Source organism: Pseudomonas sp. S1_G07 (genome assembly GCF_054668565.1).
On the sequence record NZ_CP162778.1, the window covers coordinates 889,243 to 903,200 of the forward strand.

12 protein-coding genes are annotated in these 13,958 nt (G+C 59.3%); 7 read left to right on the forward strand and 5 right to left on the reverse strand.

Features of this window, described 5'->3' with window-relative positions:
* The first annotated feature begins 12 nt into the window (after window positions 1–12).
* Window positions 13–4,353, forward strand: coding sequence for an RHS repeat-associated core domain-containing protein (locus tag AB4O05_RS04210; protein ID WP_460132789.1), 4,341 nt, complete (start codon window positions 13–15; stop codon window positions 4,351–4,353).
* A gap of 13 nt (window positions 4,354–4,366) precedes the next feature.
* Window positions 4,367–4,681, forward strand: a complete 315-nt coding sequence (locus AB4O05_RS04215) for a hypothetical protein (protein ID WP_460132788.1) — start codon at window positions 4,367–4,369, stop codon at window positions 4,679–4,681.
* Window positions 4,682–4,933: 252 nt separating this feature from the next.
* Here AB4O05_RS04215 and AB4O05_RS04220 read toward each other — a convergent pair whose 3' ends face one another.
* The 4 genes from AB4O05_RS04220 to AB4O05_RS04235 all read right to left on the reverse strand — a co-directional run bounded on the left by AB4O05_RS04220 (window position 4,934) and on the right by AB4O05_RS04235 (window position 8,016).
* A complete protein-coding gene (locus AB4O05_RS04220; protein WP_460132786.1) occupies window positions 4,934–5,911 on the reverse strand; it encodes a hypothetical protein in 978 nt (325 codons plus the stop codon).
* Between the two features lie 285 nt (window positions 5,912–6,196).
* Window positions 6,197–6,472, reverse strand: a complete 276-nt coding sequence (locus AB4O05_RS04225) for an HU family DNA-binding protein (protein ID WP_003176958.1) — start codon at window positions 6,470–6,472, stop codon at window positions 6,197–6,199.
* Between the two features lie 191 nt (window positions 6,473–6,663).
* Window positions 6,664–7,812 carry an NAD(P)/FAD-dependent oxidoreductase gene (locus AB4O05_RS04230; RefSeq protein ID WP_460132784.1) on the reverse strand — a complete coding sequence of 383 codons (1,149 nt, stop codon included), beginning with the start codon at window positions 7,810–7,812 and terminating at the stop codon, window positions 6,664–6,666.
* Window positions 7,813–7,848: 36 nt separating this feature from the next.
* A complete protein-coding gene (locus AB4O05_RS04235) occupies window positions 7,849–8,016 on the reverse strand; it encodes a rubredoxin (RefSeq protein WP_003213373.1) in 168 nt (55 codons plus the stop codon).
* Between the two features lie 197 nt (window positions 8,017–8,213).
* On the opposite strand from AB4O05_RS04235, the gene AB4O05_RS04240 reads away from it, so the two are divergent.
* Window positions 8,214–8,777, forward strand: coding sequence for a chorismate--pyruvate lyase family protein (locus tag AB4O05_RS04240; RefSeq protein ID WP_460132782.1), 564 nt, complete (start codon window positions 8,214–8,216; stop codon window positions 8,775–8,777).
* Complete coding sequence (gene ubiA, locus AB4O05_RS04245) at window positions 8,777–9,667, forward strand: 4-hydroxybenzoate octaprenyltransferase (protein ID WP_460132781.1); 891 nt, start codon at window positions 8,777–8,779, stop codon at window positions 9,665–9,667. Before AB4O05_RS04240 ends, ubiA begins: the two co-directional genes overlap by 1 nt.
* Before the next feature lie 29 nt (window positions 9,668–9,696).
* Here ubiA and AB4O05_RS04250 read toward each other — a convergent pair whose 3' ends face one another.
* A complete protein-coding gene (locus tag AB4O05_RS04250) occupies window positions 9,697–10,077 on the reverse strand; it encodes a COG4315 family predicted lipoprotein (RefSeq protein ID WP_460132779.1) in 381 nt (126 codons plus the stop codon).
* A 153-nt stretch (window positions 10,078–10,230) separates the two neighbouring features.
* Between AB4O05_RS04250 and phoB the strand changes: the two genes are divergently transcribed.
* From phoB to AB4O05_RS04265, 3 genes are all read left to right on the forward strand, one after another.
* A complete protein-coding gene (phoB, locus tag AB4O05_RS04255; protein ID WP_003176964.1) occupies window positions 10,231–10,920 on the forward strand; it encodes a phosphate regulon transcriptional regulator PhoB in 690 nt (229 codons plus the stop codon).
* A gap of 103 nt (window positions 10,921–11,023) precedes the next feature.
* Window positions 11,024–12,346 carry a phosphate regulon sensor histidine kinase PhoR gene (phoR, locus tag AB4O05_RS04260; protein WP_460132777.1) on the forward strand — a complete coding sequence of 441 codons (1,323 nt, stop codon included), beginning with the start codon at window positions 11,024–11,026 and terminating at the stop codon, window positions 12,344–12,346.
* Window positions 12,347–12,614: 268 nt separating this feature from the next.
* On the forward strand, window positions 12,615–13,955 hold the full coding sequence (locus AB4O05_RS04265) for a hemolysin family protein (RefSeq protein WP_460132775.1): 1,341 nt from the start codon (window positions 12,615–12,617) through the stop codon (window positions 13,953–13,955).
* Window positions 13,956–13,958 lie beyond the last annotated feature (3 nt).

Here is a 13,958-nt window from a genome sequence, read left to right on the forward strand (position 1 = left end):
TGAGCAGCCTGCATGTCTGACGCGTTATGGGCTGCCCGCATGGGCGATGCGCTCTCCCACACGTCGATGATGGCCGACATCCTCGGTGGCGTGCTGGAGGTGGCCGCTGACATCGCGATCATGGCGGTGGCGACTGCTGCGGTGGTGGCCGCCACCGGCATTACCGTCGCCACCGGCGGGCTCGGCTGCGTCTTGCTGGGCTTGGTGGTAGGCACGATTGTCGGCATGGCCATGAGCAAGACGGGCGCGGACAAAGGCCTGACGAATTTATGCGACAGCTTCAGCAACGCCCTGTTTCCGCCCACGGTGCAGGCCAACATTCTCACCGGCTCCACCGACACCCTGACCAACAATATTCCCGCCGCCCGCGCCGCCGGAGCGATCAGCTCCCATGTCGCGCCGGCCGGCACCGAGCTGGAAGCGCCCGAACCTGAGCCCGAAGCCAGCTATCTGGACATGGCCGAGAGTATCTTCGCGCAAATGTGGCGCCCGACCGTCGCAACACCGGCTCCCGGTGCCGTACCCAAGCCGCTGGACCTGGTCGTGTGCATGAAGCATCCGCCGATGCCGCCGCAGTTTCTGGCCGAGGGTTCGGACAAGGTCACGATCAACGGCCAGCCGGCGGTGCGCAGCGGTGATCGCAGCACCTGTGATGCGACGGTGGTGTCGTCCGGGTTGATCTCATCCAACGTGACCATTGGCGGTGGTTCGGTGGTGGTACGCGAGATTCGCAGCGGCAAGACACCGGGTGTGGGGCTGGCGGTCACGGTGTTGTTGATGCTCAAGGGTGGCAAGGGCAAGTTCTTCAGCAAACTGCCATGCATGTTGATCGGCGGCGCCACCTCCATGGCCGTCAGCAGTGCGATGGGGGCGATGGCCAACGCGGCCATGGGTTCGTCGAACCCGGTGCATGCGGCAACGGGTGCGAAAGTGCTGGGCGATGTCGACGAGCTGGATTTCGTGCTGCCCGGTATCTTGCCGATTGACTGGCAACGCTTCTACAACAGCCGTGACGAACGCACCGGCAGCCTGCTTGGCGCGGGCTGGAGCGTGCCGTATGAGGTGTGCGTCGAGATCCGCCCCCATCCCGACGGCGGCGAGACGCTGGTGTACACCGACGAGCAGGGTCGCCCCATCGACATGGGCGCCATTGCCCTGGGCGGCGCGGTGTTCAGCGCCGGCGAAGGGCTTGCCGTGCGGCGGCACCTCAACGGTCAGTTGCTGATTGAAAGCGACGACGGCCTGTACCGGTTGTTCGAACCCACTCCGGCCAATGCATCGTTGCTACGCCTGATTCAACTCAGTGACCGCAACGACAACTGTATTTATATCGACTATGACGAGGCCGGGCGCCTGGTACGGCTGCGCGATACCTTCGACCTGGTACAGGTCGAACTGGTCCGCGACCTAGACCACGTGACCCAACTCGAACGCCTGTACCCCGATCAACGCCGCGAAGTGCTCGTCAGCTATGGCTATGACGCTGCCGGTAACCTGGCTGAAGTACGCGATGCCACCGGCCAGGTGCAGCGGCGCTTCAGCTACGACAGTGGTCGACGCATGGTGGAGCACCAGTTGCCCACCGGGTTGCGCTGTTTCTACGAATGGGCATTGGTGGAAGGCTTGGAATGGCGGGTTGTCCGGCACTGGACCGATGAGGGCGATGCGTACCAGTTCGACTATGACCTGAACGCCGGCCTTACCCGCATCACCGACGGTTTGCAGCGCGTCAGCACGCGGCATTGGAACACCCAGCACCAGATCATTCGTTACAGCGACAACCTCGGGCAAACCTGGCTGTTCGAGTGGAACGACGAACGTCAGCTGCTCGGCGCCACCGACCCGCAGGGTGGTCGCTTTGAATACAGCTACGATGAGGCCGGCAACCTGATCGGCGAAACCGACCCGCTGGGCCGCAGCGACGCCACCTTGTGGCTGGAACACTGGGCATTGCCGCTGGTGGAAACCGACGCCGCCGATAACAGCTGGCAGTATCGCTACGACCCGCGCGGCAACTGTATTGCCGAAACTGATCCGCTGGGCTACATCACCCGTTACCGCTATGACGCCCATGGGCAAGTCGTGGAGATCATCGACGCCACCGGCAAAAGCAAAAAGCTGCGCTGGAACCCGTTCGGGCAACTGGTCGAACATATCGATTGCTCGGGCTACCCAACGCGCTTCAGCTATGACGAGCGGGGTTATTTGCAGGTCATCACCGATGCTCTCGGTGAACGCACTCAATTCAGCTACGACGCCCAGGGCCGATTGCTCAGCAGCCAACTGCCGGATGGTCGCACCGAGCAGTATCAGCGCGACGTCAGCGGCCAACTGCTGGGCTATACCGACCCGGCCGGGCACACCACGCTCTACCAGCACAACCGTCGCGGCCAGGTCAGCCAGCGCACCGACGCCCATGGTCGGCAGGTACAGTTCGGCTATGACAGCTATGGACGCCTGCAAGCGCTGATCAACGAGAACGGCGAACGTTATCGGTTTGCCTGGGACGCCGGCGATCGGTTGACTGAACAGCAAGACCTCGACGGCAGCGCCAAGCGATACGATTACGATCGGCTGGACAACATCACGACGGTAACGGCCATTCCGGCGCCTTACGGCAATGGCCTGGCGGTGGTTCCCGAGACACCACCCGCCCCCATCGTTCATCGGCTGGAGCGCGATGCGGTCGGCCGGCTGGTGGCGAAAATCACCGACGATGGCCGCACCGACTACAACTACGATGCGCTGGACCAGCTTACGGCCGTCACCCTCACCGACCGGCAAGGCAATGCCCAGGCCCTCGGCTTCGCCTACGACGCTCTCGGCCAACTGCTTGCCGAACAGAGTTCGGCAGGCAATCTGCAACACCACTACGACGAACTCGGCAACCTGATCCAGACCCAACTGCCCGACGGCCGTTGGCTCAATCGCCTGTACTACGGTAGTGGTCACCTGCATCAGATCAACCTCGACGGCCAGGTCATCAGCGACTTCGAACGCGACCGCCTGCACCGCGAAGTGCTGCGCACCCAAGGCCAGCTCAGCACCCGCAGCGAATACGACCGCAGCGGCCGCCTGCGCTCACGCCAGCGCCGCCTGGCCAGCCAACCATCGCTGATGCCCGCAGCGGCGCAAAAGCAGTTCGAATACGATCCCGCCGACAACCTGGTCGGCAAACTCGACCAGCAACCTGCCGCGCAACACCGCCAACTGCTGCACTACGACGCCACCGGCCGCATCATCGCCAGCCAGGACAGCCTGCACGGCCAGCGCGAAACCTTCGCCTACGACGCCGCCGCCAACCTGCTGGACGGCCCGCAGGCCGGTGCCGGGTTGGTGGTGCATAACAAACTGCTGACCTATCAGGACAAACGTTATCGCTATGACGCCTTTGGCCGGATGATCGAAAAACGCAGCACCGCGCGGGGCCTGCAGCGTTTTGCCTACGACGCCGAAAGCCGGCTGATTGAAGTACGGAATGAGAATGGCAGCGTGGTCAGGATGACCTATGACCCGCTGGGCCGACGCGTCGCGAAAACCGAGCATGGCAGCGATGGGTATCCGCTGGGGGAAACCCGGTTCACTTGGGATGGCCTGCGGTTGTTGCAGGAGCACAAACACAGTCAGACAAGTCTTTATGTTTATGAAGATGACGGCTACGAACCCCTGGCGCGGGTCGATGGCACCGGGCCGCTGCAAAAGATTCGTTACTACCACAACGACCTCAACGGCCTGCCGGAACAACTGACCGAAGCGGACGGGCACAGCGTCTGGCAAGCGACGTATCGGGTGTGGGGCAACACGCTGGAGGAAGTACGCGAGCCTTATTACATTGAGGAGCAGAACCTGCGGTTCCAGGGGCAGTATCTGGACCGGGAGATTGGGCTGCATTTCAATACGTTCAGGTTTTATGATCCGGATGTGGGGCGGTTTATTACGCCGGATCCGATTGGATTGCTAGGAGGATTTAACCTCTATCAATACGCTGAAAATCCATTTGGCTGGATAGATCCGCTCGGACTCAAAACCTGTGGCAACGGGCCGAAATGGACGAAAAAAGGTTGGAAGCATGTTTATGAACGGCACTATAGGTCCCCAGGTGCACGTTGGTCACACAAAAGTAAATTTAACGTCGGCAATGAGCAGACGCTAAGAAAAATGGTGAACAAAACGGTTAAAAAAGGTACTGCCACTTATCAAAAAGACAAGCAAGGCAACACCAAATATGAGTACGATTTTGGTAAGCCTGTAGGTTCTCGAACCAATAGACAAACGGGTGTTGTAGAGCACCAAAACAAAATGACCGTTATCCTTAACAAGCACGGAGAGGTTGTGACAGCCTTTCCGTCCTGACATGGAAATTTTTATGCCTCTTGACTTCATGGCAGCAGAAAATCAGAAAGACATTAATGAAGAAACTCCAGTTTTTTGTTTGAGTGAATCTACTCATGGCGCTCTTATGGACGCATCAGCACCAAGAAAAGATTTCCCAAAGACGCAAAAATTTTCTGATTATTACGCCGATACAAGTATTCTATTCGGCGAAATCCTACCTTTAGTGGTTGAAATCGAGAAAGCGATCAAATCAAAAAATATAAATTCCGTAGAATTAAAAGACCTAATCAATTTTCTTCAAAGTGCTTATAGAAAAAAACTAAATATTTTTATTTATTGCGACTAACCCGATATATGAAGACTCTGACAGCACTGAAGCCCGGCGATTTATTTTATATCCCGGCCCTCAATGCCAAAAAAGGAGAAAAGGGGACAGATTTTAAGCATCGCCTAATCAAGCAAGTGCAAAAATAAAATAAATCCGTCCCCCTTCTCGCTCTTCCTTTCTAAAGCGTGGAGACGGTGTGTTCTTACCGAACAGAAAAATGGGCACCCCACACCCCGTGTCGGCGTGCCCACTCTCTATTTAACCGACTACTTACTCATCTTCTGAGTCAATCATCTTAGCCGCTATCAACTTCTTGACCATCTTGTTCATATGGATGTAGCGCGACTCAACCCCATCCATGCGCGACTTGTCAGTCGGTGTTTCAGATGACTCCGGCGCTGCATAGGGGCTATAGACCAGTCCGTAGCGTTTGGCGATCTCCTGCATCTGGTCTTCTATCGCATCCATTCGCTGTTCAAGGCCGGCCAAGCGCCCGCTTGTGTCAGTCGCCGCATTGGGGTTCTTACCCACAGCCTTTGCGTCTGGCCCTTCGTTGATCGAAAGAATGGTGTTGGCCATCAACTCTGTATTTATTTCGGCGCCTTCAAGGCGTGCCTCGATTTTTTGCTGTTCGGAAGCTGCGGGGTCTACCGTCGTTTTGGTGCCATCGGCGTTCTTGGTTTCCGCGCCGGGCATTTTGGAATGTGCGTCAATTCGGTCCGCAATCGCTTTTGATCCCACATACTCAGCGACGCTGAAGGGAAGGTTGATCAACGTACTGACGCCCGCACTGATAAAAGAATTGCGTGCAGTGATTGCAAGCTGCGAAGAGATGGGCGTAAACGCGTTTTTACTGTGCAAGTCATTAAGTTTTTGTGCGTTATCCCTCGTCCCCGCTGGGCCGTTGGACTTATTATGTGTCTTGGACTTGGGTGCCTTGGAGTTGGGTGGCGTAGACGATTTATTAGGCAAAGCCGGCTTGGTTGGATTAGACGATTTGGACGGCCCGCCAGAATGCGAACCCATTTTCTTTTTGGAAGCGCGTTTTTCTCTATTAATAACCTCTTCAGCACTCGCCTCTGGATACTGGCTTGAACGATTACCAGGCTGGCTTAAATCATGCTCAACCTTCGAGTCGTTTGAAATTTTCGGCCCATGACTCTGGGCCGATTGATTGAGGGCGCCCGGCATTTGCGAATGGGCCAAAGGAACCTGCATAGGAATATGAAGCTGACTGGATAAACTCATAAATATATCTCTAGCAATTAGTTTGGAAGTGCTCCCTGCAACCTCAAACCCTATGTGGCTCGGCAAAATAAAAAGTTCCTTCAGCAATAAGTAAGCATTCAGACATACACAGCCGCCATATACGCCAAAGAAGAAACAACAACTTACAGAGTAATAAATTCTTACTTAACACCTATAAAGTTATACAACGCCATCCGCATTTTCCACGCCCAACAAAAATGGGCACCCGACCCAGTCGGCGTGCCCATTGCTTTACCGCCTGCCCCCTTCGAGAGGGCGCCGCTGTTACGCGTTGACGGTATCTTTAAGCGATTTGCCTGGCTTGAACGCCACGGTGTTGCTCGCCTTGATTTTCACCGGCTCACCGGTCTGCGGGTTTTTGCCGGTGCGGGCGCCGCGATGGCGCTGCAGGAAGGTGCCGAAGCCAACCAGGGTGACGCTGTCCTTGCGGTGCAGGGCGCCGGTGATTTCTTCGAGAACGGCGTTGAGGACGCGGTTGGCCTGTTCTTTGGTGAGATCCGCTTTTTCAGCGATGGCGGCTGCGAGTTCTGGTTTACGCATAAGTGAAGCCTCTTTGACGGTTTTTTGTTGTTATGTCCGTGCCGCTCTCTGACGGAACGGCGCCCAAAGCGCCGCAGGCTCTACTCTGCGGCAGACGGGAGTGAGGATGGCATGCCCTCGCACGCTCCGCCAGTCTCGCGGCGACCTTTCTAGGGTAAAAAATAGGTTTATTCCGACAGAACGACCGGTATTTACGCCAGTAACGGCGGAAGTTCTTTATTGAGGGCCAGTTTTTCCATCACGGCCGTGCCAGTCAGCGCATAACCCAGCAAGCGGCCGTTGGTGTCGCGGCACAGGGCCTTGATATCGGCGCCCTGGCCTTCGACGCTCCACACGCCTTCGGTGCCGCGTGGCGGTGGCGAAACCACCAGCGGGCAGACCGGGGTTTTCACGGTGACCGGCATCGGCCCGTAGCTGACAGCCGTGGCGTTGCCGGCCAAGGTCTGGGCCAGGGCGCGGGCGCAGGTCATCAGGGGCATGACGTACAGCAGGTTCAAGCCGTCGACCTCGGCGCAGTCGCCCAGGGCGTAGATGTTGGCGTGGGAGGTCTTGAGGTGACGGTCCACCATGATCCCACGGTTGATCTGCAGGCCTGCGGCAGCGGCCAGGTCGACACGCGGGCGCAGGCCGATAGCGGAAACCACCAGGTCGCAGGGGATCACTTCACCGTCCGACAGATGAGCTTCCAGGCCGTCGGCGCTGCGTTGCAGGCGGTTGAGCACCGGGCCCAGGTGGAAACGCGCACCCAAGCCTTCGAGCCCAGCCTGCACCGCCGCGGCCGCGGCCGGGTGCAGCAGGGTTGGCATGACTTGCTCGCACGGCGCGACCAGGTCGATTTCATAGCCGCCAAGGATCAGGTCGTTGGCGAACTCACAACCGATCAGGCCCGCGCCGAGCAGCAACACGCGGTGCTTGCCGGCGGCGGCGGCGCGAAAGCGCGCATAGTCTTCAAGGTCGTTGATCGGGAAAATCAGCTCAGCAGCGTCGCCTTCGACCGGGACGCGTACGGTTTCTGCGCCCCAGGCCAGCACCAGGTCGCGGTACGCCACTGCTTCCTCGCCGATCCACAGGCGCTTGTGGCCCGGGTCGATGCCGCTGACGCGAGTGTGGGTACGCACCTCGGCCTTGAGTTGCTCGGCCATGGCACCCGGTTCGGCCATGCTCAGGCCATCGGCTTCCTTGTTCTTGCCAAAGCCGGTGGAGAGCATGGGCTTGGAGTAGGAGCGCCCGTCATCCGCGGTGATCAGCAGCAAAGGGGTCTCGCTGTCGAGCTTGCGAAACTCCCGGGCTACGTTGTAACCGGCCAATCCTGTGCCGATGATCACGACAGGTGCGTTCATTCCCTTCTCCTTGTAGTACGTGTCTTAAACTCAGAATTAACCGATTTCGATCATCTCAAAATCCATCTTGCCTACGCCGCAGTCAGGGCATAGCCAGTCTTCCGGCACATCCTGCCACAGTGTACCCGGAGCGATACCATCATCCGGCCAGCCGTCTTTTTCGTCATAGATAAGGCCGCAAACTACACATTGCCACTTCTTCATTTACTTGCTTCCTCAGGGTCCAGGCAGGTTGGCCGGCGGTCGATGGATCCAGCGTTGCCGCGCGGCTCAGGGCGTTTTGTACTGATCGGGGCCCGCGGATGCAAGCACGATCGACACAAGGCGCCGGTTCAGCCCGGCAAAAGTCCAGGGTGCCATGGTAAGCTCGCCGCCTCTTTTGCTGCCAATACTGACTCACCGTGCCGCACTCACACCCCCTTCCCGACGCTTGCCAATGGCGGATCCAGAGCCTTCTGAGCCCACTGCCGGCGCCCTCGACCCTCAATTGGCTGTTCGATGAAGGCTCGCTGACGCGGCGGCTCACGTGGCTGTCAGGCGAGAGTTTCAGCGTGACACCGCTGTTCGAGGGCTGGCAGCCGCTGCGGGACGATGAGTGTGCCGCCCTGAACCTGGCCCCGGCCACGATCGGTTGGGTGCGCGAGGTATATTTGCGTGGGCATGGCCAGCCGTGGGTGTTTGCCCGTAGCGTGGCGTCGCGCAGTGCGTTGCAGGGCGACGGCTTGCAGATGGATGAGCTGGGCAGCCGTTCGCTGGGGGAGTTGCTGTTCTGTGATCATGCGTTTACCCGCCAGGCGATCGAGGTGTGTCGTTACCCAGGGCAATGGCTGCCGATCGCCGATCAGGCTGATGGATTATGGGCACGTCGCTCTCGCTTCGACCGTGGGACGCTGAGCGTGCTGGTGGCGGAAATATTCTTGCCGAGCTTCTGGCATGCACTGCATGACCATCCGGAGAACTGCTGATGTATCAACGTGTGCTCAGATCCTTGAACCGCCTGAACCCCAGGGCCTGGGACTTCATTCAGTTGACGCGCATGGACAAGCCCATTGGCATCTACCTGCTGCTATGGCCCACATTGTGGGCGCTGTGGATCGCCGGCAAGGGTTCACCGTCGCTCATTAATATCGTGATTTTCGTGCTGGGCGTGGTGCTGACCCGCGCCGGTGGTTGTGTGATCAATGACTGGGCCGACCGCAAGGTCGACGGCCACGTAAAACGCACCGAGCAGCGCCCGCTGGTCAGCGGCAAGATCAGTTCGAAAGAGGCGCTGGTGTTCTTTGCGCTGCTGATGGGCATCAGTTTCCTGCTGGTGCTGCTGACCAATGCCACCACCATCCTGCTGTCCCTCGGCGGTTTGGCGCTGGCGGCAAGCTACCCGTTCATGAAGCGCTACACCTATTACCCGCAGGTGGTGCTGGGCGCGGCGTTTTCCTGGGGCATGCCGATGGCATTCACCGCCGAGACCGGCAGCCTGCCTGCCACGGCATGGCTGCTGTACATCGCCAACCTGCTGTGGACGGTGGGCTATGACACCTATTACGCCATGACCGACCGTGACGACGACTTGAAGATCGGGGTGAAATCCACCGCGATTCTGTTCGGTGATGCCGACCGCGTGATTATCCTGACCCTGCAGGGCCTGGCGCTGGTGTGCCTGCTGCTGGCGGGAGCCCGGTTCGAACTGGGCGGCTGGTTCCACCTGGGGCTGCTGGCGGCAGCGAGCTGCTTTGTCTGGGAGTTCTGGTACACCCGCGACCGGGACCGCATGAAGTGCTTCAAGGCATTCCTGCATAACCACTGGGCCGGCCTGGCGATTTTTGCAGGCATTGTGGCCGATTACGGGTTTAAGTAAGGCGGGTTGCCCCGCCTCACTTCAGCGGTTCAGTTGGCCTTGACCACGTGCCATACATCACCTTTGCCATCACCGGTTTTGTCACCGGCCTTGGTGTCGTGCTTGAAGGTATAAAGCGGCTTGCCGTTGTGCGCCCACTGCATGGAGCCGTCATCACGCTTGATGACGGCCCAAGTGCCCATAGGCTTGTCTGATTCGGTCGCCATCAGCGGTGGCCAATTGGTTGCGCACGCGTCGTTGCACATGGACTTGTCATCCTTGTCCTTGTCATACGTGTACAAAGTCATGCCCTTGTGATCCACCAGCATCCCGCCTTGGGACATCGCCGGCTCCGCCGCGAACGCCAGGGTCGGCAGCGTCAATGCCGCCGTTACCAGCAGGGCTTTCCAGGAAACTGTGCTGTAAGTCATCGGAACCTTCCTTTTGTGGTTGTCGGATTCGGACCCAAAGCGTAGTCCAGAGAGGCGCGAATTGCCCGAGCGACTAAATTACTGTCACACGACTGCAATAATTCCGTTATCTAATGCGGCGCAAGACAGTTAAATGACAAGAGGATTTTAGGCATGGTTGGCAGGAGCATTCTGATCGTCGACGACGAAGCGCCCATTCGCGAGATGATCGCCGTTGCGTTGGAAATGGCCGGCTACGACTGCCTGGAGGCAGAGAACTCCCAGCAGGCCCATGCCATTATCGTCGACCGCAAGCCGGACCTGATCCTGCTCGACTGGATGCTGCCCGGCACCTCCGGCATCGAGCTGGCCCGCCGCCTCAAGCGCGACGAGCTGACCGGCGACATCCCGATCATCATGCTCACCGCCAAGGGCGAAGAGGACAACAAGATCCAGGGCCTGGAAGTCGGCGCGGATGATTACATCACCAAGCCGTTTTCCCCTCGTGAACTTGTCGCGCGCCTCAAAGCCGTGCTGCGCCGTGCCGGCCCGACCGATGGCGAAGCACCGATCGAAGTCGGCGGCCTGCTGCTGGACCCGATCAGCCACCGCGTGACCATCGACGGCAAGCCCGCCGAAATGGGCCCTACCGAATACCGCTTGCTGCAATTTTTCATGACCCACCAGGAACGCGCCTACACCCGTGGCCAGTTGCTGGACCAGGTCTGGGGCGGCAACGTGTACGTGGAAGAGCGCACCGTGGATGTGCATATCCGCCGCCTGCGCAAAGCCTTGGGCGATGCTTACGAGAATCTGGTACAAACCGTGCGCGGCACTGGCTATAGGTTTTCAACCAAAGGTTGAAACCTAGCTGCAAGTGATCAGCTACAAGCGGCAAGAAAAAAGCCGCCTCGCTCTGACTTGAAGCTTGCAGCTTGAAACTTAAAGCTGCTCCGAAGGACGCTCCATGAACCAAAACTGGCATGGCACCCTGATCCGCCACATGCTTCTGTTGATCACCGGCTGCCTGTTGGTCGGGTTGATCAGCGGCTACTACGGCTGGAGCCTGGCCATCGGCATCGGCTTGTACCTGGGCTGGACCCTCAAGCAACTGCTGCGTCTGCATGAATGGCTGCGCCAGCACAAACCCGACGAAGCACCGCCCGACGGCTACGGCCTGTGGGGCGAGGTGTTCGACAGCATCTACCACCTGCAGCGCCGCGACCAACGGGTGCGCGGGCGCCTGCAGGCGGTGATCGACCGGGTGCAGGAGTCCACCGCAGCCCTGAAAGATGCGGTGATCATGCTCGACAGCGACGGCAACCTGGAATGGTGGAACCGCGCCGCCGAGACCCTGCTGGGCCTCAAGACGCCCCAGGACAGTGGCCAGCCGGTGACCAACCTGGTACGTCACCCGCGTTTCAAGGAATACTTCGAGCAGAACAACTACGAAGAAGCCCTGGAAATCCCCTCGCCCACCAACGACCGCGTACGCATCCAGCTGTACCTGACGCGGTACGGCAACAACGAGCACTTGATGCTGGTGCGCGATGTGACCCGTCTCCACCAGTTGGAACAGATGCGCAAGGACTTCGTCGCCAACGTCTCCCATGAGCTGCGTACCCCGTTGACGGTGATCTGCGGCTACCTGGAGACACTGCTGGACAACGTCGACGCGATCAACCCGCGCTGGGGCCGTGCGCTGCAACAGATGCAGCAGCAAGGCTCGCGCATGCAGACCCTGCTCAACGACCTGTTGTTGCTGGCTAAGCTGGAGGCCACCGATTACCCGTCGGATAACCACCCGGTAGCGGTGCAAAGCCTGTTGAAGACCATCAAGAACGACGCCCAGGCCCTGTCGGGCGAGCGTGGGCAGCAGATCACCCTGGAAGCCGACCCCACGGTGTTGCTCAAGGGCAGCGAGGGTGAATTGCGCAGTGCCTTCTCCAACCTGGTGTTCAACGCCGTGAAATATACCCAGGACAAAGGCAACATCCGCATTCGCTGGTGGGCCGACGGGCATGGCGCCCACCTGAGTGTGCAGGACTCCGGCATCGGCATCGACGCCAAACACCTGCCGCGCCTGACCGAACGCTTCTATCGCGTCGACTCCAGCCGCAACTCCAACACCGGCGGCACCGGATTGGGGCTGGCGATCGTCAAGCATGTGCTGCTGCGCCACCGCGCACGCCTGGAAATCAGCAGTGTGCTGGGGCATGGCAGCACGTTTACCTGCCATTTTCCAACGGCGCAGGTAACGCGTTCGCAGATGGCCGGCACAGATGAATGACCTGAAAACACCACAACACTGATTGTGGGAGCGGGCTTGCTCGCGAATGCGGTGTGTCCGTCAAAAAAATGCGACTGTTGTACCGTATTCGCGAGCAAGCCCTCTCCCACCTTGGATCTCCAGCGCTTTGGAAAATACATTCCAGCCCCCTCCTGGCAGTGGGCACTAGGCAAGCGCCCCATCAGCCGCTACATTGGCCGACTTACGCCTGCCTTTCAGGCCGTCCTGCCATCCCTTATTGAATACACGGAACCAGCAAAACCCCATCATGGACCCTTCCCCTGGTATCACCCTCGCTACACTCTTCGCCGATTTCGGCATGATTCTTTTTGCTCTGATCCTGGTACTGCTCAACGGCTTCTTCGTTGCGGCGGAATTTGCCATGGTCAAACTGCGCTCGACCCGGGTCGAGGCCATTGCCCACACCAACGGCTGGCGCGGGCAGATCCTGCGCACCGTGCACAGTCAGCTCGACGCCTACCTGTCGGCCTGTCAGCTGGGTATCACCCTCGCCTCCCTGGGCCTGGGCTGGGTGGGTGAGCCGGCCTTTGCGCATATCCTCGAACCGCTGCTGGGCGCCATGGGCGTCGAATCGCCGGAGGTGATCAAAGGCGTGTCGTTCTTCGCCGCCTTCTTCGTGATCTCCTACCTGCACATCGTGGTCGGTGAGCTGGCGCCAAAATCCTGGGCGATTCGCAAGCCCGAGCTGCTGTCGTTGTGGACCGCGGTGCCGCTTTACCTGTTCTACTGGGCCATGTACCCGGCGATCTACCTGCTCAACGCCAGCGCCAACGCCATCCTGCGCATCGCCGGCCAAGGCGAGCCTGGCCCGCACCATGAGCACCATTACAGCCGCGAAGAACTCAAGCTGATCCTGCACTCCAGCCGTGGCCAGGACCCCAGCGACCAAGGCATGCGCGTGCTGGCCTCGGCCGTGGAAATGGGCGAACTGGAAGTGGTCGACTGGGCCAACTCCCGGGAAGACCTGGTCACCCTGGACTTCAATGCCCCGCTCAAGGAGATCCTCGCGCTGTTTCGCCGTCACAAGTTCAGCCGCTACCCGGTATATGACGCAGTGCGTAACGAGTTCGTGGGCCTGCTGCACATCAAGGACCTGCTGCTGGAACTGGCGGCCCTGGATCACATCCCCGAATCGTTCAACCTGGCCGAGCTGACCCGTCCGCTGGAGCGCGTGTCGCGGCACATGCCGTTGTCGCAGTTGCTGGAGCAGTTCCGCAAAGGCGGCGCGCACTTCGCCCTGGTGGAAGAAGCCGACGGTAAAGTCATCGGCTACCTGACCATGGAAGACGTGCTGGAAGTGCTGGTGGGCGATATCCAGGACGAACACCGCAAGGCCGAGCGCGGCATCCTGGCCTACCAGCCGGGCAAGCTGCTGGTACGCGGCGACACGCCTTTGTTCAAGGTAGAGCGCCTGCTGGGCGTCGACTTGGACCACATCGAAGCCGAAACCCTGGCCGGGCTGATCTACGACACGCTCAAGCGCGTGCCGGAAGAAGAAGAAGTGCTGGAAGTGGAAGGCCTGCGGATCATCATCAAGAAGATGAAAGGGCCGAAGATCGTGTTGGCCAAGGTCCTGCTGCTGGACTGACCC

Excerpts from the sequence above, each read along its gene's own strand:
- AB4O05_RS04210 (WP_460132789.1), top strand. The coding sequence starts at position 13 with ATGTCTGACGCGTTATGGGCTGCCCGCATGGGCGATGCGCTCTCCCAC.
- phoR (WP_460132777.1), top strand. The coding sequence starts at position 11,024 with ATGAACCAAAACTGGCATGGCACCCTGATCCGCCACATGCTTCTGTTG.
- AB4O05_RS04235 (WP_003213373.1), bottom strand. The coding sequence starts at position 8,016 with ATGAAGAAGTGGCAATGTGTAGTTTGCGGCCTTATCTATGACGAAAAA.
- AB4O05_RS04250 (WP_460132779.1), bottom strand. The coding sequence starts at position 10,077 with ATGACTTACAGCACAGTTTCCTGGAAAGCCCTGCTGGTAACGGCGGCA.
- ubiA (WP_460132781.1), top strand. The coding sequence starts at position 8,777 with ATGTATCAACGTGTGCTCAGATCCTTGAACCGCCTGAACCCCAGGGCC.
- AB4O05_RS04230 (WP_460132784.1), bottom strand. The coding sequence starts at position 7,812 with ATGAACGCACCTGTCGTGATCATCGGCACAGGATTGGCCGGTTACAAC.
- AB4O05_RS04215 (WP_460132788.1), top strand. The coding sequence starts at position 4,367 with ATGCCTCTTGACTTCATGGCAGCAGAAAATCAGAAAGACATTAATGAA.
- AB4O05_RS04225 (WP_003176958.1), bottom strand. The coding sequence starts at position 6,472 with ATGCGTAAACCAGAACTCGCAGCCGCCATCGCTGAAAAAGCGGATCTC.
- AB4O05_RS04265 (WP_460132775.1), top strand. The coding sequence starts at position 12,615 with ATGGACCCTTCCCCTGGTATCACCCTCGCTACACTCTTCGCCGATTTC.
- AB4O05_RS04220 (WP_460132786.1), bottom strand. The coding sequence starts at position 5,911 with ATGAGTTTATCCAGTCAGCTTCATATTCCTATGCAGGTTCCTTTGGCC.
- phoB (WP_003176964.1), top strand. The coding sequence starts at position 10,231 with ATGGTTGGCAGGAGCATTCTGATCGTCGACGACGAAGCGCCCATTCGC.